Genomic DNA, 21,567 nt, shown 5'->3' with positions numbered 1-21,567 from the left:
AATAAGTGTTTAGAGTTTTTAATTCAAGCGCCGCTGGCTCATAAATATCAATGCTAAAAATATCAAGCCGCCTGCCAGCTCGATAACGACGGATAATACGCCTGCCATACCGAGCACTTGTTCAAAGAGCGTTTGACCGAGTACCAAGCAAATCATCGCTACTAAACTCACTAAAATGAGCCGTTCGCTATGATACATATGGCGCGCCATACGATTGGTTAGAGCGCAGACCAATAAACCAAAAAAGGTCACTGGACCGACCAATGCCGTAGCTGTAGCGACCAATACCGCGATGACAGTTAATAGCCCAAATGCCAAACGTTGATAGTTAATACCGAGATTAGTTGCCTGCGCTTTACCCAACATGAGCACATCACATTGATACCGCCAGCGCCAAATAAATAGCGCACTCACGACACAAATAAATAGGCTAATGCTTAATAGCTGCGGATTGACCGTATTAAACTGCGCGTAACTTGCCGATTGCACCACTACAAAATCATCTGGATTAATCAGTCGCGCAATCAGGGCTGATAAGCTGCGAAACAAGACTCCAAAAATAACCCCTACCAATATCAGCCGCGTTAAGTCCTGACTGCTTTTAGAGAAGAGTAATTTAAACAGCAATAACGACGCGCCAAACATCAATACGATCTCAAGCGAAAATTTGGCAATCGGATTAAGGCTGGTGAAGCTAATCGCCCCTAAGAAAAATACCAATAGACTTTGCAATAGCACATAAAGCGAGTCAAAGCCCAATAATGAGGGAGTGAGAATAGGGTTATGGGTTAAAGTCTGGAAAAGCAGAGTAGAGACGCCAATTGCGTAGCCGACCACCATCAGCGCCAATAGTTTTTTACCCCGTAGTGGCAGGGTAAAATCCCAATGCCCATGGACATTGACGGTTAAAAATAAAATGGCGGAGATTAATAAAACAAGAGCCGCAACAGATTTAGGCTGTTGACTGATAGCTAACCATAGCCTTGCCCAGAATTTTGCTAATGGGTTCAGGTTGGCGGTAGCACTCTTAGCACTATCAATAGTAGCATCAGTCGTTTGACCAGACGAGGCAGAAGGTAAAAACATACGCTAATCTTATAAAAGAGAATGGCAAGTAAAACAATGATAACTTAGATAATCTAGCTCATTTATGACTCAGCAGGCGCACGTAATAATAGCCATAAAAACACCACCGTTCCGACCACGCCAAAGACGGTCGCTACCGGAATCTCGAACGGATAGCGAATCGAGCGCCCGATAATATCGCAAAGCAATACCGCTGAAGCGCCCAATAACGCTACCGCTGGCAAGCTACGCCTGAGCTTATCGCCCATAATGCGACTAACGATATTCGGCACGACCAAACCAATAAAAGGAATCATTCCAACCGTAACCACGACCACGGCACTCATCATGGCGACCATACCAACGCCAATCCACGTCACATGACGCTTACTAATACCCAAATTTAAAGCAATATTATCGCCCAATCCAATAATGGTCAGCTTATCGGCGATAATATAAGCAATAATACACAGCACGCCGGTCAACCATAACAGCTCATACCGTCCTGACAACACGCTTGAGAAGTCACCAAATTGCCAAACGCTGAGCATCTGTAACGTTTCCGTTTGATAGGCAATAAAGGTAGTAATAGCATCAATAATCCCGCCAAAGACAATACCAATCAACGGAATCATCAAGAAATCTGTCGGCGGAATACGATGAATCAGCAGCATAAAGAGCATCATGCCAAATACCGCCGCAATGGTTGCCACACTCATCTTTACAATTAGCGCGCTGGCCGGAAAGAATAGACTCACCACCAATAAGCCAAGGGCAGCGCTTTGAGTTGCGCCCACCATAGACGGCTCTACAAAGCGGTTCTTGAGTACCACTTGAATAATCATACCTGCCACTGCCATGGCGATACCGGTCAAAATAATAGCAATCGTCCGTGGTAAGCGGCTGACCAGCATCAGCGAGCTGTCTGAGTTTGCACTATGATTGATGAGGCTATGAAAAACACCTGACCATGAAAAGTCAGCAACCCCAATAGATAAACTTAGCAATACCAACATTCCCATGATGACAAAGCTTGCGGTATTTATTAACCAAGGTGCTATTTTTGCGTGTCGTGATTTAGAGTTTAACTGACCATTTATCTTCTGCTGCCGTTGTGATGGTGCAGAAGATAGGGGTTTATCGCTATTAACTTTATCTATATTGGTAGCGTGATTAGAAAATAACGACATAACGACTGTTAACTTATGATTAGCGTAAAGGGTAGACGCAAGAATGGGCACTTACGTCTGGTTTTCAACGAATAAAAATATTTACTTTGCTTGGCTAAATGCCGTTTTAATCGCGGTTAAATCTTGCATCCACTGATAATAACCGCCAAATGCAAGGTATGAATCTGGGCTTAGATAAACCACTTGAGATTTTTTCCAAGCTGTCGTTTGCGCGACTAATGGATTGTCCAAGACGGCTTTTGCACCAACGTTTTCTTCACCGATAGCCGCGCTACGGTCAATTACAAACAACCAGTCAGGGTTGGTTTTTTGCAAGTATTCAAAGGAAACCGGCTGACCATGATCGGCGTCTTTTATCTGATTATCTACCATCGGTACGCCGAGTACAGTATGGATAAAGCCAAAACGTGACTTATCACCGTAAGCAGACAACTTATTACCATTAACCATGATGACCAAGCCATTACCTTTATCTTTGGTCGCTGTTTTCGTCTCATCAATAAGACCGTCGATATCCTGTTGCAGCTTCAAGGCTTGATCGCTTTTGCCAAATAACGCACCCAAATCATGCAAGCGCTGTTTGCTAGACTCATAGATATTGGCAGTATCAATACTCATATCGAGCGTTGGCGCGATGCTTGAGAGCGCATTATATTTCTCTGCCATACGCGAGCCGACCAAGATAGCTTGTGGTTGCATTGCGTTTAATGCTTCAAGATCTGGCTCAAATACCGTGCCGACTTCTTTCGGATCTGGTTGAGTTTTTGAATGCAGATTATTCAATTTTAGACCGCTTGGCATGCCATCAACAGCGACATCGAGCGCTGCCAAATCCTGCATCAAGGTCATGTCATAAACCACTAGCGGCGATGGGTTGATTGCCAAATCAACAGATCCCTTGATGGTATCAACGCTAATAGTGGTCACAGAAACCGCCTCGTTAGTGGCGACATTTTTGGCTTTATCAGCGGTTTTATTTTCGGTGTTGCTATCTGCGGGTTCTGAGTCATTAGATTCAGGAGCGCTACAGCCAGTTACAGTAATACTAGTAAGCAGTGCTGTCATGAGTGCAGCTACTAAGGGACGTTTAAAAACAGGAGTAGCACGGTGGCTAGAGAATGAGGTAGTAGACATAGATAACTCGGTATAGGACGGGTTTTGACAGTTTTATACAACCTGCTCGATAAAAGTCTTCATTTAACGGCAGGTTAAATGAGTCGGTGTTTTATTATAAATTGGATAAATAATTCAGCCGCCATCATAAAGTAATTGAGACGTATTATCAATAAAGATGATAATGATTTTTATTAACTAAGTGTATTCAGGTTATAATAGACTCGCATACTGACCTAGATTGAACTTAAAAAATTCACAATAACGCCTGAAATATTAGAAATTTACTATTGATAATAATTATCGTTTGCATTATTATCACCACCATTCTATGACGGTTAAATGCTAGAGTATTATGAGTTCAACGGATTTAGAGACGCCCCCACTTAAATCAATCTTGATAGCGATACTAGTTGTAGTAGGGCTTCACGTGCTCACGGCAGTGGCATTGGTGGCAATGAAACCGTCTGCACCCAAAGTCGCGCTGCCCAAACAGACGCCGCCTATTGAAATAGAGCTGGTATCATTACCTGCTGCGTTACCTAAAGAGCCGGTAAAAGTTGTGAAATCTGTTGAAAAAGAAGTGACTAAGGTTGTGATAGATAAAAGCACGCCAGCGCCAAAACCGCAGACTATAATAAAACCAAAGCCGGTCACAGAGACGCCAAAACAACCAGTGGTACAAGAACGCAAACCTGATATTACACCGCTAGTCAAAAAAGAAAAGACAACGTCGATTGCTCAAGAAAAGCCGTCACAAAAACAGACTAAGCAAGAAGAGCCGCATCCCGCCATTGATAAAGCCATATCTGAGCAGCTTGCTAATAACCAAAAGGTTAACAATCAGCAAGCTGAGCAACGTCGACTTGTAGCAGCACAAGCGGAAAAAGCAGCGCAAGAAGCACAGAGGCAACAGGCGCAGGCTCAGGAAGCGCAAAGAGTAGCAAATGCTAAAGCGAGTGCCGAAGCAGCAAATGACGCGGCCCAAAAAGCAGCAAGAGCGGCTAAGCAAGCAGAAGAGGCCGCTAAAGCAGCTGCTGAAAGTAATGAGCCTGTCAATTTTACCGCCAGCTCGGCAAATTGGGTATCAGCGCCAAACTTCAGTTTCCCTGAGCGCGTTGCACGACGAGCAAATTCGGGTGATACGCTCAACGTTGTGTTGATACTGAGGGTAAACAAGCAGGGCGGGATCGATAATGTGCGTATCGCTCAATCTTCGGGGAATGCGGCATTGGATAAAGAAGCGACGCGGCAAGTGCGCTCAGGCAAGTTCAAACCCTTTACGAATAATGCTGGCGTACCAGTGGTTGGTAATGTGACCTTGCCTGTGAGCTACGCAGTACCTTAACGATTATCCATCTATAAAAACATACATTATAATCTTTTCACGATAAGCATAAATGCGATAGTCGCTGCAGGTTTATGTGATGGCACAACTTACTAGGGAGTCTGACATGGACTTTACAACTTACTGGCAATATAGCGACATGGTGACTAGAACCTTGTTCTTTTTACTGCTCGCTTTATCTATCATATCTTGGGTCACGGGCATCATTCGGGTGCTACAAAGTCGAAAATTGGTGACGACTGTTGCTGATGATTTGAGCCAGCAGATGCAGGCAAAGCGCTCAGATCTAAGCGTGGCAGATGCAGCGACGCGGCGTTTGATTACTGAGCAAACCTTGCTAAAGCACATTGGTCGCTACCGTTTTGCTAGCGAGCGTGGTTTGCCTATCCTTGGTACGACAGCAGCGATTGCACCGTTTATTGGTCTGTTTGGGACAGTATGGGGTATTTTCCATGCCCTACGTAATATTGGTATGAGCGGACAAGCAGGACTTGGGCAGGTAGCGGGACCGGTCGGTGAGGCACTTATCATGACCGGTTTAGGAATAGCCGTAGCGATTCCAGCGGTAGTGTTCTATAACCTTGCTGTACGTATTAATCGTAGCATCATGTACCATGCAAATGATCGCGCCCATGATTTACTGGCGCAATCTGCTGAGCTAGCAGTCACACAACAATCATCAATAAATAATGAACCTGCCGTGACTCAAGCTCAGTTAGTAAAAGGTAATCATAAAGAGACGCAAGCTCCTCAACAAACAGAACGTTATCATAAATCAGCGCCATCACAGCCGTAACCCTATTTATTGATAGGGTTTTACATTAAAAGAAAGCGAAGCGACAGGTAAGCTAGAAAGTAATAGCTTTGATGATTATACAAAACGTATTGAGAATATTATGGCATTTCAATTGGGTGATGATAGTAGTCAAAGCATGAATGAGATGAACCTCATTCCGCTGATCGATATCATGCTGGTATTGATGATTATCTTTTTATTGACGGCGAGCGTATTGAATCCGGCAGTGCCATTAGATTTGCCAAAGACCAGTGCGATGTTAAATGAAATCCCGCCCGAAGCGATTCAAATCAGTATTGATAAAGATGCAGGAATATTTTGGGACAGCGATCCTATTAGTATGGAAGAGCTAGAAGTACGCTTGCAGCAGCAAAGTGCCGCTGGCAAAGATCCTTCCGTACAGCTACGTGCTGATAAAGACAGTAAATATGATACCGTCGCTCAAGTGTTGGCAGCGGCGAGTGAAGCGGGACTAAGCAAAATAGCCTTTGTTAATGAATAATCGTTAAAGCCATAATACTTGCTAGAAGTATCAGCAAGCTTATTAACAGAAAAATCAGCAGAATAATAATAAGAACCATTAAAATAATAAACTTTCTCTCCGACCTCACAAGGTAATCTTGTGAGGTTTCCTTTATTTTATTAATGTATTATTTGGCTTTTATTCTTGATAAATGCTTACCAGCCGTAGCCAAACGGGCGATAGCCGTAGCCGCCATAGCGTCTAGGACCATAACCAAACGGATAAGGCGACCGCAAGTAATCAAGGTCACGTTGGCGGATATGGTAATAGCGACCTTGCGCGTAAGCTTCTTCGAGCTTTTCAATGCCTTCAAGCGGGCAGACAGGCTGCCAGTCATAGCCTTCACGACCACGCTTATAAGCATTTAGCTCGGTACAGTATTTTTTTAGCCCCAGCTGGCGACCCTGTTCCCATTGAATACGGTTTGGCATGGGAGCGCCAGCACGAGCACAGCTATTAGCATAATGACCGAAATAATCCCCTGAGCGCCCATTGATACCGTCGGCATAGCCCACTTCTTGCCAGTTGCTGCTTTGACATTGCTGCGGCGTCAGGCTTTTTTGGGTGGTAGCACAGCCTGATAAAGTAAATAAGGCAACACCGATTAGTGTTAATGCAACGTTGGACCTACTCATGATTGGACTGCGCGATTTTTGAGTAAAATTGGCACTCGATGAGTTTCGCTTAATAAGATTATTCATAATAAACCTGCGCGCGTTTAAAATTATGGTTTATCATAGCACTTTTTTATATGCCCGACTTTTTGTATCTTGTTATCGAACGAGTAGCTTTCTGTACTAAGTATTTGATATGCCACTATAAATATCAGCGATATTGTAGATTAGCTGGTGGCTTGTCTCATAACGATAGATAATCTAGCATGCGGTAATTTGTGTACTTGCGCTCTATTCTTCTTGATTTTTGAGAGCTGACACGCATTATAAATACAGTTATCAAGGTCAGTCACGTATAAAATAATCGCTGCTATGAGCGAACTTATTAGCTAAAAGGTCAGATTGTCATGGGTATGTGGATTGCTATTCTCATTGTACTATTCGTATTAGGGAGTATGATGGCGCTCAAGCCGAGCGGTATCGATCAGCGTTTAGATAAGCTGCGTATGACCGCGCGCCGCTTGCAGCTCAATCCAAAGCTGGTCACTTGTCCTGACTGGATAAAGGGTAAAGACAACGAGTATGGTCGCGGAATGATGGGTCAGTATTGCTTAATATTAGAAAATACCAATCTGCCGTTTACCCGCTATCAAGTGATTGATGGGCAATGGCGACCAGATAGTAGCTTTGTCGATACGACTACAGATGATAATAAGCTTATCGTGCCAACGGCTATTCGTGCGAATCAAAGCAATACCCATACGGCAATTAAGAAGCCCAATGTCAGTTTGGACAAGATGCCACTTGATTTGCCAGTCAGTATTGAGCCCTACGTAAAGGGGCTATTGACTAAGGCAAATAGTATCGTGATTTATTGGGAAGATATCGCTTATGTACGCCCTGCGACCAATCCTACTTATCAGCAAAAATTGATTGAGAGCGATTTATTAGCGCTCAAAGAAAAGCTTGAAGAGTGGGCGCTGCAGATGCAAAAGATCCTATAAAAATCGCCACAAGGTAGCAAATTGTTTTTTCGTCTCCATAAACGAGCGATATGCAAGTGCTTTTGGCAGACGCTTAGTCATTTTCAGTTGACAGTTTGAGCCTTAGCAGTGTAACGTCTTTATAACTGAAACCTTTCGTTATGGTTATCATTTGTTTTATAACCGATTTTACTAGCAGCCATTACTACAATAATTTGCCACGCCCTTATAACCAAACCTATAAATGGCATGCTGCTAGACAATTCTTATTTTAATTTACTTATTATGGTGTCGTCACCTATGACAAAACCCGCAGCTAAAAAAAGTGCAGCGCCCGCTGCTGACAAACCTAAAGGCAGCCCAAAAGCCAGTCCAAAGGGCAAATCTTTGGTGATTGTTGAATCACCCGCCAAGGCAAAAACCATCAATAAATACTTGGGTGATGATTTTATCGTGCGCTCAAGTATCGGTCATGTCCGAGATTTGCCAGTCGGTGCTAGCAAAAGCGCAAAGAAACCAGCAACGACCAAAAAAGATGACAGCCTAAGCAAAGAAGAGAAAACTCAGCAAGCATTGGTACGGCGTATGGGTGTCGACCCTGAGCATGATTGGGCGGCAGTCTATGAAGTCTTGCCAAATAAGACCAAGGTCATCAAAGAGCTGAAAGCTTTAGCCAAAGACGCTGACAAAATCTATCTGGCAACGGATATGGACAGAGAAGGGGAAGCGATTGCTTGGCATCTTAAAGAAGTCATCGGCGGCGCTGACAGTAAATATGAGCGCGTCGTTTTTAACGAGATTACCAAATCTGCCATTCAAAATGCCTTCAAGCAACCGTCTAAACTTGATATTGACCGAGTTAATGCACAGCAAGCGCGTCGCTTCTTAGACCGTGTCGTTGGTTTTATGGTATCGCCACTATTGTGGCAAAAAGTCGCTCGTGGTCTATCGGCGGGTCGCGTACAGTCAGTTGCCATGCGCTTGGTCGTAGAAAGAGAACATGAAATTCGCGCCTTTATTCCAGAAGAGTATTGGCAGATTCATGCCGATACCCATATTGCTGATATCAAAGCCAAAAAAGCTGCAGACGCTGAGCAAATTGGTATTCGTTTAGAAGCGACCAAGCAAGGCGGCAAAACGCTAAAACTCGTCAATAAAGAGCAGACCGATAAAGTATTAGATGTCCTAAAAGCAAATGACTTTATCGTCAAAGAACGTGAAGAGAAGCCAACGCAGTCGAAACCAAGCGCGCCTTTTATTACCTCGACTTTGCAACAAGCCGCCAGCACGCGTCTGGGATTCTCAGTTAAGAAAACCATGATTTTAGCGCAACGTTTATATGAAGCGGGTCATATTACTTATATGCGTACCGATTCGACCTTTTTATCAGGTGATGCGCTTGCTGCGGTACGTGGCTATATCGAAGACAGCTATGGCGCAAAATACGTGCCAGAAAAGCCGAATTTCTATGGTAATAAACAAGGCGCACAAGAAGCGCATGAAGCCATACGTCCGTCTAACGTCAATATGAAGTCAACACAGCTTAAAGCCGTTGAGCGTGATGCGATACGTTTGTATGAGCTAATCTGGCGTCAGTTTGTGGCCTGTCAGATGCTACCAGCAAAATATCTATCAGTGAATTTATTCGTTGCTGCTGATGATGTCGAGCTAAAAGCACGCGGTCGCACCTTGGTATTTGATGGCTTTACCAAGGTTATGCCACCCGCCAAGACCGACGATAACTTATTACCAGATGTGAAAAAAGGCGATAAATTAATACTAGATAAGCTTGATCCGAGTCAGCATTTTACTAAGCCACCACCGCGTTTTACTGAGGCAAGTTTGGTCAAAGAGCTTGAGAAAAAAGGCATCGGTCGTCCATCGACCTATGCTTCTATCATCTCGACTATTCAAGATCGCGGTTATGTGAAGTTAGAAAACAAGCGCCTGTTTGCTGAAAAAATGGGTGATATCGTCACCGATAGACTGACGGCAAGTTTTCCTGATTTGATGGATTATACCTTTACCGCCGCGCTTGAAGACAAGCTTGATCATGTGGCAGAAGGCGATACCGATTGGAAAGATGTCCTTGATAATTTCTATGGTGACTTCAAAACAACGCTTGATCGTGCTAAAGAAAAAGACGGCATGCGCCCGAATGATCCAACCGATGTACCAGATGTCCATTGCGATCTTTGTGCTCGTCCAATGCAGCTACGTACCGGTTCAACGGGTGTATTCTTAGGTTGTACTGGTTACAACTTACCACCAAAAGAACGCTGTAAAGGCACTAAGAACTTAATGCCAGTCGAAGCTTTTGCCAATCTTGATGATGCCGAAGGTGATGACGAAGCGGCCGAAGTCAGAGATTTGATGGAGAAGAAACGCTGCCCGAAATGCGGTACGGCAATGAATGGTTATATCGTTGATGGCGGTCTTAAGCTGCATGTGTGTGGTAACAATCCTGATTGTGATGGTTATGTCTTAGAAGAAGGTAAGTTCGAAGTTCCTGGCTCTGATTCTCCAACTATTGACTGTAATAAGTGCGATGGACAAATGGAGCTAAAGACGGGACGTTTTGGTCCTTATTTTGCTTGCCAGCAATGTGATAACACGCGTAAAGTGCTGAAAACAGGCGAAGCAGCACCGCCGCGCATGGATCCTATCCATCTACCAGAGTTAAAATCTGTTAAGCATGAAGATTACTTTATCTTACGTGAAGGCGCAGCGGGCATGTTCTTAGCCGCCTCTAAGTTCCCTAAAGTACGGGAGACACGTCCGCCAAAGCTTGCTGAGCTGCGAGAGATTAAAGATAAAATGGAAGACAAGTTCCAGTATTTGTTTGAAGGTCCAGATGAAGATCCAGATGGTAATCCAACGATTTTACGTTGGTCGCGCAAGAAAAAAGAGCAGTATATCGGCTCTGAGAAAAATGGCAAAGCCACACGTTGGGGCGTTTACTGGCGTAAAGGCGAGTGGGTAGAGGAATAAATTTCTTTTACCTTTAAGCTTTCAGTAGTTTTAGGCAATAAAAAAACCTCTTAGACAATCTAAGAGGTTTTTTTATGATTTAAAATCGAAGCTGTGATTATGGACTATGGATTATCTTTTTTCGATGATACCGCAAGCGACGCGATCACCGGCATTACCAGCTGGCTGACTGGTATAATCATCAACGCCGTTATGCACGATAAAGGCTAGACGATTGACGCTATATTTACCAGCGTCAGCGGCAGAAATTTTCTTATTCACATAATTGATAGTTGCGACACCATCCGCATTAGCCGTTAGATTAGGTAAGTCGCCTGCATGACCATTCATGTCATCTGGGTTAGAGTGTGGCTTATTATCTGGATTAAAATGCCCACCTGCTGCTTTACCCATATTGCCACAGCTTCCTGTTTCATGAATATGTAGCGACACGGTCTGACCCGGCTGCAAGTTCATCAGCTTACCATATACTTGTACACCGCCATCAACGGGGCGTAAAAACATTTGCCCGACTTCATTTTTATCACCAGTAACAGCATTAATGGTCGACTTTAAAACAGGTTGGTTTAGAGGATTGCCTGTTTGCATTTGACCTTCTACAGTTTGGCAACCCGTTATTGCTAAAGCAGAACCACATAATAGAGCACTTGCAAGTATTGTCTTATTCATTATTATCTCCGTTTTAAATTTTTGTTTTTGATATCATCAATGATTTACTGTATCAGTATAGCTAGGTGCTTGAAGGAGTTATTCACCAAAAGCGCAACAATCAGTTAATAAATGTAAGTATCATATGATTTTTAAAAGAAGGTAACTTAAGCAGGGTATCTTCCTATCACATTTGAAGGGATTTAATCCAAGAGAAAATAAATAGCAAATTTAAAAATCCTGAACAAAAAAAAGACCGTAACTAATATTACGGTCTTTTTCTTACGTTAACTGATTAATTGTGTAGCGCTTTACCTTTGGTCTTATCAACCGTTACTTTGGCAGGTTTAATTGGTACTGGCATACTGACCAACGCTACTTTTAATATCTCATCAATCGTCGCGACTGGCTGAATGGTTAAGCCTTCTTTGACGTTATCAGGGATGTCGGCTAAGTCACGCTCGTTAGTATCTGGAATCAACACATGCTTGATACCACCACGATGCGCTGCGAGCAGTTTCTCTTTAAGACCACCGATACGTAAGATTTTACCACGCAGGGTAATCTCACCTGTCATGGCAATATCTGGACGAATAGCAATACCAGTTAAGGCAGAGACCAGCGCTGTCGTTAGCGCACCACCAGCAGATGGACCATCTTTTGGAGTGGCTCCTTCTGGCATATGTACGTGGACGTCAGTCGTTTTAAAGGTCTCGTAGTCAATCCCTAAGCTATCGCCGCGAGCACGTACCACACTCATCGCTGCACGGATAGATTCTTTCATCACATCGCCGAGTGAACCGGTAAAGATAAGCTCACCTTTGCCTTTCATCGCAACCGCTTCGATAGTGAGTAGCTCACCACCGACTTGTGTCCAAGCAAGCCCAGTAATACGACCAATCTCAGGCTCTTCTTCCGCTAGACCATAGTCATACTGATGGACACCTAGATAGTCATCGATGTTTTTGTCATCGACCACGACCAGCTGACGTTCTGCTTTTTTCGGAGCGCGTGCACCATGCGTTTCAACCGAACCGCGAACCACTTTACGGCAGATTTTATTCACTTCACGCTCAAGATTACGTACACCGGCTTCACGTGTATAGCTACGGACGATGCTATGCAATGCCGCTTCTACAATCTCAATCTCGCCTTCTTTGAGACCATTATTTTTAATTGCTTTTGGCACTAGATACTTCTGCGCGATATTCACTTTTTCTGCTTCGGTATAACCCGGTAAGCGAATAACCTCCATACGGTCAAGTAGCGCGGCTGGAATATCCATACTGTTAGCGGTACAGATAAACATCACTTGTGACAAATCTAAGTCCATATCTAAATAATGGTCATTGAAAGTATCATTCTGTGATGGGTCTAGCACTTCAAGCAATGCTGATGCTGGATCACCGCGGAAATCATGCGCCATCTTATCGATTTCATCCAATAAGAATAGCGGGTTTTTGACTTCTACCTTTGCCAATGACTGCACGATTTTACCTGGCATTGCACCGATATACGTACGGCGATGACCACGAATCTCCGCTTCATCACGTACGCCGCCAAGCGCCATACGCACAAACTTACGACCGGTTGCGCGTGCAATCGACTCACCCAATGACGTTTTACCAACACCCGGAGGACCGACTAAGCAAAGAATCGGACCGCGCAGTTTTTTCACTCGTGATTGTACAGCGAGATATTCTAAGATGCGATCTTTGACATCTTGTAATCCATAATGGTCTTCGTCTAGGACAGTTTTAGCTTTATCTAAATTGATAGAAACTTTAGTCGTCGCATTCCACGGCGTGTCCAAAATCCATTCAATATAGTTACGCACCACTGAAGATTCGCTCGAAGCCGGTGGCATCATTTTGAGCTTTTTCATTTCTTGCTCAGCTTTTTTGCGCACATCTTCTGGCAAGTCAGCTTCATCAAGACGTTGTTCAAGCTCAGCCACGTCATCTTCACCATCGAACGCACCGTCATTCATATCTGACAGCTCGTTTTTAATGGCTTTCATCTTCTCGTTTAAGAAGTATTCGCGCTGATTGTCTTCCATTTGCTGACGGACAGCTTCTTGGATATCTTGTTCGATGTTTTGCTCAGCACTTTGCTTGACCAAATATTCAGTCAAAGTGTTGATATGGGTTTTGATATCATTTTGCTCTAAAAATGACTGTTTGATATCAAGATCCATCGACACACGAGTTGAGATAAAATAGACCAACTCAAGCAAATCATCGATACGTTTTGCAACGCGCGTTAGCTCACGCGCATTACGTAGACGTGCATCGGCATAGCTTTCAAACAGCGAGGTTAAAGCTTGAATCGTGTTTTTCTGCTGGCTTTCATCCATGCTGACATCAAGGTCTGCACGCTCAAAGCTTGCCATCAATAAATCATCATGACTCTCTATCGAATCAACACGAGCGCGATATTGACCTTCGATCAATACTTTGATGCAATTCTCATCGCTATCATGTGGCATGGTGCTGACGATACGACATACTGTGCCGTATTGATATAAGTTATCGTGATCAATGTCTTCGGTGAGCGAGTCTTTTTGAGCAACGACCAATACTTTATTGCCGTACTCAGCTTGCGCCAATTCAACCGCTTTGACTGAAGGCTCACGACCGACAAACAAGGCGATTTGCATATGCGGATAAACAACGACATCGCGCAATGCCAATAATGGCAGATAATCTTCAACAGCATCTTCTTTACTGTCTTTCGCAGTGTCATCTTCTTGAGCAGCGTCAGCCGCTGACTTGTTTTCTACTGCGTTATCAGACGAGGTTTTTAGCTCGTTCTGTTGCTCGTTTTCTAGCTCACTTCGCTGCTTGTTGTCATCAGCAACGTTAGGTGATACGTCGACATCGATGTCGATATTGTCTTTATCAATTTTATGTTCACTCATATATTCTTCCTCGTTCACCAGACTTGTAAAGTCAAGTTAGTGGTTCATGTTTAGATAAATGGTGCTGCTATATAAAATTGCAAGGCTCTGTTATCAACAGTTGAGAGAATATTGTGCCTTTATCTACTTTTTCTCTTCAGGCTATTTGGTTTTGCGCGTGGGTTTTAGTCGTAAAATCAGGTAAAATAGCGCGCGTCTTAATCGCTCCGTTCAAATAGCAACTGTGTGGATTAAAAGGCTGAGACGACATAAGTAAATTGGCAGCATACCAAAATGGGTCGATAGTAGGCTAAAAAATATAGGATAAGGGGCGAGAATATGACCATCAATGCGGTGCTACTGGCGGTAGTCATCATGCTAGGGCTGTCTTTGGCGCGGGTACACGTGGTACTCAGTTTGTTAATCGGTGCGCTGGCAGGTGGGCTCATTGCTGGTCTCGGTATGACTGATACCTTGAACGCCTTTCAAGAAGGGATTAAAAACGGCGCGCAAATTGCGCTGTCTTATGCGCTGCTAGGTGCGTTTGCAGTGGCAATTGCGCATTCCGGCTTGCCACAATCTTTGGCAGGGGCAGTGATTAAGCGCATTGATGCAGGCGGCACCAGTGGCATGATTAAATACATGCTGTTTGCAGGTCTAGTCACTATGAGCTGCTTTAGTCAAAACTTAATCCCCATTCATATTGCCTTTATTCCCTTGCTTGTGCCGCCGCTATTATTAGCATTTAACCGCATGCATATTGATAGACGCCTGATTGCTTGTTTGATTACCTTTGGACTTGTCACGACTTATATGTTTGTTCCTTATGGGTTTGGCGATATTTATCTTAATCAAATCATGCTCAAAAACGTTGGTGAAGCCGGTATCGATATCAGTAATATCTCGGTGACCAAAGCCATGGCGATTCCCGCTTTGGGTATGTTCGTGGGCTTACTGATTGCTGTATTTATCAGCTATCGTAAACCGCGTCAGTATCAGCAGCTAGCAATTGATAAAGCTGCACATGATGAAGTGTTAGATAGTGACGAGTTAAGCAAAACTGCGGCTACTGCACAAACACAAAGTAAAATGAAGACGCTAGTGGCGATTGCAGCGATTGTCACTGCCTTTGTTGTACAGCTCTATACTGATTCATTATTGCTAGGCTCAATGTTTGGTTTTGGCGTCTTTATGGCAACGGGCGTGGTTAAATGGCGTGATGCCGATACGGTCTTTAATGACGGTATCAAGCTGATGGCGATGATTGGCTTTATTATGATTACGGCGCAAGGGTTTGCGGAAGTCATGAAAGCGACTGAGCAGATACAGCCATTAGTTGATGGAGCGGCATCGTTGTTTGCTGGTAACAAAGCGATGGCCGCATTTATTATGTTACTCATTGGTTTGATTGTGACCATGGGTATTGGCTCATCCTTTTCGACCATTCCAATTTTGGCAGCGATTTATGTCCCACTTTGTATTTCGCTTGGGTTTTCGCCATTGGCAACAGTAGCTATTATTGGAACGGCTGGTGCGCTTGGTGATGCCGGTTCTCCAGCGTCAGATTCAACATTGGGTCCCACCTCTGGTCTAAATGTTGATGGACAGCATGACCATATCAAAGACAGCGTGGTGCCAACCTTTATCCATTACAACATTCCGTTATTGATCTTTGGCTGGATTGCGGCGATGGTGCTTTAATTAACAATATAAACTCTTAATGTCGATATAAAAAAGGCGAGTGATTTTATAATCATTCGCCTTTTTGATTTTTTATAGTCAGGGAGAAGTAATATCCATACATCATGTACTGCTGATATTAATTTTTCTTGCTTGCTATGCCTACGCAGACGCAAACAGAGGCTACAAAAAATTTATACCAGCAGTACTGTAGCGTTTTTAAGGTATTTTAACTATATGATGATGTGATTTATGCCTTTCTTAATACTATTCATCAAAATCCTCAATCTCACTATTTAACCCACTCAAAAACTCATCACTTTGCGCCATTAATTCATTTAAACGGCGTTCATTGATAGTATTTGCTAACTCGTCAGCGCTAAAAGTCTGCTCTTGACTATAATAGAGCCGCTCATAATCCGCTTTTTCTAACTCTTGCAAATGTTGTTCGACATTCTCTGCACTAGAGTTAGTATCTAGAGATTTCTTATCATTTTTCATCGAAACCACCTCAAGCCACTTGGCGTAATTATGGCATCTAAAGGCACATCCCATGATTGACGCTCTAGTTGCTCAACCACTTGAAAGTCATAGCACCAGCCTATCTTTAACGGTTTTTTTGCTCCTGATTGATAGCTTTTGCTAAGCGTCGTATCATAAAACCCGCCACCCATGCCCATACGATTACCGTTCGAATCGACCGCCACCAATGGACAGATAATGACGTCTAGCTCGCGTGCCCACAATAATCTTCGATGATGGTTTTGTTTCATCCCTAAGCTATGAATGCGTGTCGGTACATTTAATAACTTTGCATGATAAATAGGCACAAAGCGCAATCGTTTATCTTCAAAGCCATTGCTAGTACGACCAAATGAGCCGACCACCGGCAAATACGAAAAATAGCCTAAGTGTTGACACCAATCCAAAATTGGCTGAGTGGGCAGCTCACCAAAGCCATCATAATATAAGCCGATACGTGCATTTGGCGGTAAGCGTTGCTGTAGCTTGACTAAATGCAAGCTTGCCATGCGTGCATATTGTTTACGCTCATTATCCAAGAGCCTACGACGCTGGCGAGTAAAATGGCGTCTGGGTGGGTTGCTAATGGTATCAGCTATTTGCATATTATTAGTAGCTTGACTGCTCACGGTAGATAACTCAGGTAGCGAACTGGTAGATTGTTGTTGGCTGGTGCTCTTAGACATCAGTTACCCTCACGGACGTGGAGAAATTTGTGATAAGTCATGCTATCATAACGCCACTTTACAGCGTATTTTTCTTTGTGTGCAGCAGCTGTTGCACTTTTTATGACAAACCATTCATTACCAAACCATCAAAGAGGGTAGTTATGTCAACACAGAATCAGGCAACTCGTACCGAAAAAGACACCATGGGCAATGTAGAAGTCCCAGCTGACGCTTATTGGGGTGCACAAACTCAGCGTAGCCGCGAAAACTTTAAAATCGGTGGCGAGACCTTGCCGCGTCCGATGATTGAAGCGATGGCACTGGTCAAAAAAGCCGCTGCGATTACCAATGCGAGCCTTGAGCGTATCGATGCAGACAAGCGCGATCTTATCGTCCAAGCGGCTGATGAAGTCATCAATGGTGGTCTAACCGATCAGTTTCCGCTAGTCGTTTGGCAGACGGGTTCTGGCACACAGTCAAACATGAATATGAATGAAGTATTGGCTAATCGTGCCAATGAAATCGCTGGTTCTGAGCGTGGTAGCTACACGCCGATTCACCCAAATGACCATGTAAATCATGCTCAATCTACCAACGACAGCTTTCCAACGGCGATTCGTGTTGCCGCTGCTCGTGAAATCAACGGCTTATTGATTCCAGCGGTAAAAGCGCTACGTGATACGCTAGATGCGAAAGCAAAAGAATTCGATAGCATCGTAAAAATCGGTCGTACGCATTTGCAAGACGCCACGCCTTTGACTTTAGGTCAAGAGTTTAGCGGCTATGTTAGCCAACTTGATCATTCATTGGTACGTATTGATAATGCGCTACAAGGCTTGTATGAATTGCCATTAGGTGGTACGGCGGTTGGTACTGGTCTAAACGCTCATCCTGATTATGCCGTAAAATCAGCTGAGCAATTGGCGACATTGTCTGGTCTTCCATTTGTGACGTCACCGAATAAATTTGAAGCACTAGCTGCTCGTGATGCTGAAGTATTTGCTTCAGGCGCACTAAAAACGCTAGCAAGTAGCTTGAATAAAATCGCTAACGACGTACGTTGGTTGGCATCAGGTCCCCGCTGTGGTTTGGGCGAGTTGACGATTCCTGAAAATGAGCCTGGCTCTTCTATCATGCCGGGCAAAGTAAACCCAACCCAGTCAGAAGCAATGACCATGGTAGTTGCGCAAGTCATGGGTAACGATGTCACTATCAGCATGGCAGGCGCGTCAGGTAACTTTGAGCTAAACGTTTATAAGCCAGTGATTGCCTTTAACCTACTGCAATCTATCAAACTGCTTGGCGATGCGTGCAATAGCTTTAACGAAAACTGTGCTGTTGGTATCCAGCCAGTAAAAGACAAAATCGATGACTTCTTGCATAACTCATTGATGCTAGTCACTGCATTGAACCGTCATGTTGGTTATGAGAATGCCGCGAAAATCGCTAAGACGGCTTACAAAGAAAACAAAACCTTGAAGCAAGTTGCAGTTGAGTTAGAGCTATTAACTGAAGCGCAGTTTGATGAGTGGGTTATTCCTGCTGACATGGTAAATCCTAAGTAAGCAGTAGACCAAATAATGACCTGCTACGGTGTCAGACTTGCTTAATGTACGATAGGTACCATTTGTACTGCTAGTAGCAGCATCATATTTGTTCCACTAAAAATTTAGAATAAAAAGACCTTGTCACTTCTTATACGAGAATGTGGCAAGGTTTTTTTTTGGTTTATATTTTTAAAGCTAGATCTACATCTTATATAGTGAATGTAATCTCAAAGATTGCTTATAGACTACTATAACTATTATCATATACATGCAGAATTTTGGAAAAAAAGACAATAACCTAAATCGGAGTAAACAATGATTACCCATGTACCTGATATGACTTTTAAAACTCGTGTTCGTGATGACTCTATTGGAGGAGACAACCCGTTCACATGGTATGATCTGACCACAGATGAGTTATTTGCCAATAAAAAAGTGGTTGTGTTTTCTCTACCAGGTGCCTTTACGCCAACTTGTTCGACCAGCCATCTCCCTCGTTATGAAGCGCTTTATAATGAGTTTAAGGCATTAGGCATAGATGAAATAGTTTGCATTTCTGTCAATGATGCGTTCGTCATGTATCAATGGGGTCTGAAGCAAAACCGTGAAAACGTTTTCTTACTTCCTGATGGTAATGGTGAGTTCACTCGTAAAATGGGGATGCTTGTTGATAAGAGTAATGTTGGCTTTGGTATGCGCTCATGGCGTTATTCGATGGTTGTCGACAATAAAGAAGTTACAAAAGTGTTTAAGGAAGCTGATTTTGGCGACAACTGTCCAATAGACCCATTTGAAGTATCAGATGCAGACACTATGTTAGCGTATTTAAAAAGTAATGCTTAGATTCTATTGAGAAGTTAGAAATAAAAAAGACCTTGTCACGTTATGTGGCAAGGTCTTTTTTTGGTCTTGGATCTATTCTAAAACTATCTGCGTTTAACTAATATAAATTGAGTCAATATGAGTTTTCATACATGATTGTATTTAGAAACATATTCATTGCTGTGCTCGTTCAGAATGGTAAACTATCTTTTGCTAGCGCTCTAATATATTGCAAACCTTCGTTTGTAAAGCTCCCATTATCATCGATTATCCCGTATTTAAATAATAATTTTTGAGTAGGTGCAGAGTACATTCTTCTATCAAAAATAAGTATGTTTCTGAGAAGTTCTATTGGTAAATCGGCAACGCGATGAATAGAAATATCGCTAGACTCTAAAATGTTAAAAACAATTTTTCTCATAGAAGGTGGTACTTTATTAATTAAGGTACTTTCTATTGAGCTTTCGTTGTTCTGGATTTTGTGTTTAAGAAATTTGAGTTCCTTAGTTAAATTTAAGATTTCGCGTTCTTTACTTTGAAGGCTATGAAGCACTTCTGTTTTTTCGTCTTCGCTCAATTTTGTTTGGTCAATAAGATCCGATAAAATCTGGTTTTTTTCTGCAATCTCTCTTTCCAATTCAGTTTTACTAGCATCTATTTCTTCAGAACTACCTATGCTCCCTTGAAAGCTGTCTCTAAGACCTGAATAACCTTCATCTAGATTTTTTAGCCTCGCTCCGAATCCAGCTTCTATGCGTCCAAGTATTTCTGAAATGTCCTTTGTGAATTTAAAGGTGTTATCGTAGAACCTATTGCTTGTGTCTGTTGCCTTAAAATAAAGGGCTACAGACATAGAAATCGCAAAAATTGCAAGTATTAAAGAGAGTAGGTCTGTGAAACTGAAATTAAAGTTTGAGAAGTCTAGGTTAGCGTCAATAGTAGCTATCTTGTACGACACCAAAGCCGTTAATATAATCGCTATTGCTATCTTTGCCCAGCTTTCCCTATTTTTTATTTCTTCTGAAAAAGAATAAGGTTCTGGTACTACAGGTTTTTCTCTTTTAGATATTAAACCATTTTTTTCTTGTTCGTCTTCCATAAGTTGTCTTATTTTTTAGAGTCTGACTATTAGCCATGATTTTTGAGAGATTAGTTAAATTTCATAATAATAACAGCCTCAAAAATAAGCAAACATAAATTCAGAGTAATTGAGAGATAGCTCATAGCCGTGTAATGCAACGTCCTAATATTAGTCTCATATCAAAGAAAAAGCCAAGCAAAATGCTCGGCTTTTTTAAACCAAACTTCTAATCTCAATTAGAACTTATAAAGCAAACCAAGCGTCGTCGTAGCATCAGTACGCGAGTCAACCATTGGACTGTCATATTGCTCATTTGGCAGATAACTTAAGCTTTGATTGGCAAAGCCCGCCCAGCGCTTACTGAAATCGTAGTTGGCACTAACATTAATATAAGGATTCAAGCTTGAGTTGGCGGTATAAGCAGCGACGCCTGTTCTAGTTGACTCTGTATCGCTCACGCCGTAGTAGTATTCATTGTAGTCGGCATCATTGTACTCAAATCCAACGCTTGGATAGACCGTTAGCTTGTTTTTGCTAATTTTACCAATATAGCTTAAGCGGGCAGTATTACCGCCACTACGGTCTAAGATATCTGTTGCGTATTGGGCACGAAAGCCACCAACCGGTGTCAGACGCGTATAGCTTAAGCCTGCAGCAGCAGAGGCTTTACGCTCATCCAGTCCTTTTAGTGCGCCAGTGGCATCATCAGGATCAAATGAATTGCCAGCAAGCTGAGCATAAGCAGCTAGCTGATTGCTGCCGTCATTGATAAGGTATACACCCGCTTGAGCACCGCGTGCGTAGATTTTATTATTGTCATAGAATGCGCCTGGCAATACTTTTATCTCGGTGCTTTCTTCCAAATCATAAGCAGATTTGACTGCCATGACGTTGACGCCGACGCTTAGCTCAGCATCAGGATCTTTCGGTAGGTTTTTATTGAAGAGTGCTGCATTAGATAGGCTAGCTGTGCCAAGCATGGCAGTAGCCGTCAACGTGCTAAGCAAAGCACGCTTAAAAGTAGGGGATAGCGATGATGATGTAAACATGATGTGCTCTCATAAGTGGGTGAAACAA

18 protein-coding genes are annotated in these 21,567 nt (G+C 43.0%); 8 read left to right on the top strand and 10 right to left on the bottom strand.

Going from position 1 to position 21,567, the window contains the following annotated elements; translation table 11 throughout:
• Positions 1 to 18: 18 nt before the first annotated feature.
• From FQ083_RS06215 to FQ083_RS06205, 3 genes are all read right to left on the bottom strand, one after another.
• The gene (locus tag FQ083_RS06215; RefSeq protein ID WP_149409239.1) at positions 19 to 1,086 is read right to left on the bottom strand and encodes an iron chelate uptake ABC transporter family permease subunit; all 1,068 of its coding nucleotides are present in this window, start codon (positions 1,084 to 1,086) and stop codon (positions 19 to 21) included.
• A 62-nt stretch (positions 1,087 to 1,148) separates the two neighbouring features.
• The gene (locus FQ083_RS06210) at positions 1,149 to 2,255 is read right to left on the bottom strand and encodes an ABC transporter permease (RefSeq protein WP_133105088.1); all 1,107 of its coding nucleotides are present in this window, start codon (positions 2,253 to 2,255) and stop codon (positions 1,149 to 1,151) included.
• A gap of 81 nt (positions 2,256 to 2,336) precedes the next feature.
• The gene (locus FQ083_RS06205; RefSeq protein WP_149409238.1) at positions 2,337 to 3,389 is read right to left on the bottom strand and encodes a siderophore ABC transporter substrate-binding protein; all 1,053 of its coding nucleotides are present in this window, start codon (positions 3,387 to 3,389) and stop codon (positions 2,337 to 2,339) included.
• Positions 3,390 to 3,723: 334 nt separating this feature from the next.
• On the opposite strand from FQ083_RS06205, the gene FQ083_RS06200 reads away from it, so the two are divergent.
• The 3 genes from FQ083_RS06200 (at position 3,724) to FQ083_RS06190 (ending at position 6,014) form a co-directional block, all read left to right on the top strand.
• Positions 3,724 to 4,716, top strand: a complete 993-nt coding sequence (locus FQ083_RS06200; protein WP_149409237.1) for an energy transducer TonB — start codon at positions 3,724 to 3,726, stop codon at positions 4,714 to 4,716.
• A gap of 106 nt (positions 4,717 to 4,822) precedes the next feature.
• Entirely contained in the window at positions 4,823 to 5,512 is a 690-nt protein-coding gene (locus FQ083_RS06195) for a MotA/TolQ/ExbB proton channel family protein (RefSeq protein WP_149409236.1), read from the top strand.
• Positions 5,513 to 5,612: 100 nt separating this feature from the next.
• A complete protein-coding gene (locus FQ083_RS06190; RefSeq protein ID WP_011514224.1) occupies positions 5,613 to 6,014 on the top strand; it encodes an ExbD/TolR family protein in 402 nt (133 codons plus the stop codon).
• Positions 6,015 to 6,190: 176 nt separating this feature from the next.
• Here the strand turns inward: FQ083_RS06190 and FQ083_RS06185 are convergent, their stop codons facing one another.
• Entirely contained in the window at positions 6,191 to 6,736 is a 546-nt protein-coding gene (locus FQ083_RS06185) for a DUF2799 domain-containing protein (protein WP_262880874.1), read from the bottom strand.
• A 320-nt stretch (positions 6,737 to 7,056) separates the two neighbouring features.
• On the opposite strand from FQ083_RS06185, the gene FQ083_RS06180 reads away from it, so the two are divergent.
• Together FQ083_RS06180 and topA are read left to right on the top strand one after the other, a co-directional pair.
• Positions 7,057 to 7,653: a hypothetical protein gene (locus FQ083_RS06180; protein WP_020444081.1), complete on the top strand. Its 597-nt coding sequence runs from the start codon at positions 7,057 to 7,059 to the stop codon at positions 7,651 to 7,653.
• A 279-nt stretch (positions 7,654 to 7,932) separates the two neighbouring features.
• Positions 7,933 to 10,623, top strand: coding sequence for a type I DNA topoisomerase (gene topA / locus FQ083_RS06175; RefSeq protein WP_149409235.1), 2,691 nt, complete (start codon positions 7,933 to 7,935; stop codon positions 10,621 to 10,623).
• Positions 10,624 to 10,734: 111 nt separating this feature from the next.
• Here the strand turns inward: topA and FQ083_RS06170 are convergent, their stop codons facing one another.
• Both FQ083_RS06170 and lon read right to left on the bottom strand, forming a co-directional pair.
• Positions 10,735 to 11,292, bottom strand: coding sequence for a superoxide dismutase family protein (locus FQ083_RS06170; protein ID WP_149409234.1), 558 nt, complete (start codon positions 11,290 to 11,292; stop codon positions 10,735 to 10,737).
• A gap of 274 nt (positions 11,293 to 11,566) precedes the next feature.
• Positions 11,567 to 14,191 (bottom strand): endopeptidase La, encoded by a 2,625-nt coding sequence (lon, locus tag FQ083_RS06165; RefSeq protein WP_262880873.1) that lies wholly within the window; start codon positions 14,189 to 14,191, stop codon positions 11,567 to 11,569.
• 318 nt (positions 14,192 to 14,509) lie between these two features.
• Between lon and FQ083_RS06160 the strand changes: the two genes are divergently transcribed.
• Positions 14,510 to 15,871 (top strand): Na+/H+ antiporter family protein, encoded by a 1,362-nt coding sequence (locus FQ083_RS06160; protein ID WP_149409233.1) that lies wholly within the window; start codon positions 14,510 to 14,512, stop codon positions 15,869 to 15,871.
• A gap of 246 nt (positions 15,872 to 16,117) precedes the next feature.
• On the opposite strand, the gene FQ083_RS06155 is transcribed toward FQ083_RS06160, so the two are convergent.
• Together FQ083_RS06155 and FQ083_RS06150 are read right to left on the bottom strand one after the other, a co-directional pair.
• Positions 16,118 to 16,351 carry a hypothetical protein gene (locus FQ083_RS06155; protein ID WP_149409232.1) on the bottom strand — a complete coding sequence of 78 codons (234 nt, stop codon included), beginning with the start codon at positions 16,349 to 16,351 and terminating at the stop codon, positions 16,118 to 16,120.
• Positions 16,348 to 17,058 carry a 5-formyltetrahydrofolate cyclo-ligase gene (locus FQ083_RS06150; RefSeq protein WP_149409231.1) on the bottom strand — a complete coding sequence of 237 codons (711 nt, stop codon included), beginning with the start codon at positions 17,056 to 17,058 and terminating at the stop codon, positions 16,348 to 16,350. Before FQ083_RS06150 ends, FQ083_RS06155 begins: the two co-directional genes overlap by 4 nt.
• A gap of 143 nt (positions 17,059 to 17,201) precedes the next feature.
• Between FQ083_RS06150 and fumC the strand changes: the two genes are divergently transcribed.
• Positions 17,202 to 18,605 (top strand): class II fumarate hydratase, encoded by a 1,404-nt coding sequence (gene fumC, locus FQ083_RS06145; RefSeq protein ID WP_149409230.1) that lies wholly within the window; start codon positions 17,202 to 17,204, stop codon positions 18,603 to 18,605.
• Positions 18,606 to 18,902: 297 nt separating this feature from the next.
• Entirely contained in the window at positions 18,903 to 19,430 is a 528-nt protein-coding gene (locus FQ083_RS06140; protein WP_149409229.1) for a peroxiredoxin, read from the top strand.
• 169 nt (positions 19,431 to 19,599) lie between these two features.
• On the opposite strand, the gene FQ083_RS06135 is transcribed toward FQ083_RS06140, so the two are convergent.
• Positions 19,600 to 20,508, bottom strand: coding sequence for a hypothetical protein (locus tag FQ083_RS06135; RefSeq protein WP_149409228.1), 909 nt, complete (start codon positions 20,506 to 20,508; stop codon positions 19,600 to 19,602).
• A gap of 218 nt (positions 20,509 to 20,726) precedes the next feature.
• Positions 20,727 to 21,539, bottom strand: coding sequence for a MipA/OmpV family protein (locus tag FQ083_RS06130; protein ID WP_149409227.1), 813 nt, complete (start codon positions 21,537 to 21,539; stop codon positions 20,727 to 20,729).
• Positions 21,540 to 21,567: the final 28 nt, after the last annotated feature.

It is taken from the genome of Psychrobacter sp. ANT_H59 (assembly GCF_008369225.1).
Classification (GTDB): Bacteria; Pseudomonadota; Gammaproteobacteria; order Pseudomonadales; family Moraxellaceae; genus Psychrobacter; species Psychrobacter cryohalolentis.
This window is presented reverse-complemented; position numbering and strand designations above follow the sequence as displayed.

Excerpts from the sequence above, each read along its gene's own strand:
- FQ083_RS06190 (WP_011514224.1), top strand. The coding sequence starts at position 5,613 with ATGGCATTTCAATTGGGTGATGATAGTAGTCAAAGCATGAATGAGATG.
- topA (WP_149409235.1), top strand. The coding sequence starts at position 7,933 with ATGACAAAACCCGCAGCTAAAAAAAGTGCAGCGCCCGCTGCTGACAAA.
- fumC (WP_149409230.1), top strand. The coding sequence starts at position 17,202 with ATGTCAACACAGAATCAGGCAACTCGTACCGAAAAAGACACCATGGGC.
- FQ083_RS06140 (WP_149409229.1), top strand. The coding sequence starts at position 18,903 with ATGATTACCCATGTACCTGATATGACTTTTAAAACTCGTGTTCGTGAT.
- FQ083_RS06155 (WP_149409232.1), bottom strand. The coding sequence starts at position 16,351 with ATGAAAAATGATAAGAAATCTCTAGATACTAACTCTAGTGCAGAGAAT.
- FQ083_RS06205 (WP_149409238.1), bottom strand. The coding sequence starts at position 3,389 with ATGTCTACTACCTCATTCTCTAGCCACCGTGCTACTCCTGTTTTTAAA.
- FQ083_RS06160 (WP_149409233.1), top strand. The coding sequence starts at position 14,510 with ATGACCATCAATGCGGTGCTACTGGCGGTAGTCATCATGCTAGGGCTG.
- FQ083_RS06215 (WP_149409239.1), bottom strand. The coding sequence starts at position 1,086 with ATGTTTTTACCTTCTGCCTCGTCTGGTCAAACGACTGATGCTACTATT.
- lon (WP_262880873.1), bottom strand. The coding sequence starts at position 14,191 with ATGAGTGAACATAAAATTGATAAAGACAATATCGACATCGATGTCGAC.
- FQ083_RS06130 (WP_149409227.1), bottom strand. The coding sequence starts at position 21,539 with ATGTTTACATCATCATCGCTATCCCCTACTTTTAAGCGTGCTTTGCTT.
- FQ083_RS06195 (WP_149409236.1), top strand. The coding sequence starts at position 4,823 with ATGGACTTTACAACTTACTGGCAATATAGCGACATGGTGACTAGAACC.
- FQ083_RS06180 (WP_020444081.1), top strand. The coding sequence starts at position 7,057 with ATGGGTATGTGGATTGCTATTCTCATTGTACTATTCGTATTAGGGAGT.
- FQ083_RS06150 (WP_149409231.1), bottom strand. The coding sequence starts at position 17,058 with ATGTCTAAGAGCACCAGCCAACAACAATCTACCAGTTCGCTACCTGAG.
- FQ083_RS06170 (WP_149409234.1), bottom strand. The coding sequence starts at position 11,292 with ATGAATAAGACAATACTTGCAAGTGCTCTATTATGTGGTTCTGCTTTA.
- FQ083_RS06210 (WP_133105088.1), bottom strand. The coding sequence starts at position 2,255 with ATGTCGTTATTTTCTAATCACGCTACCAATATAGATAAAGTTAATAGC.
- FQ083_RS06135 (WP_149409228.1), bottom strand. The coding sequence starts at position 20,508 with ATGGAAGACGAACAAGAAAAAAATGGTTTAATATCTAAAAGAGAAAAA.
- FQ083_RS06185 (WP_262880874.1), bottom strand. The coding sequence starts at position 6,736 with ATGAATAATCTTATTAAGCGAAACTCATCGAGTGCCAATTTTACTCAA.
- FQ083_RS06200 (WP_149409237.1), top strand. The coding sequence starts at position 3,724 with ATGAGTTCAACGGATTTAGAGACGCCCCCACTTAAATCAATCTTGATA.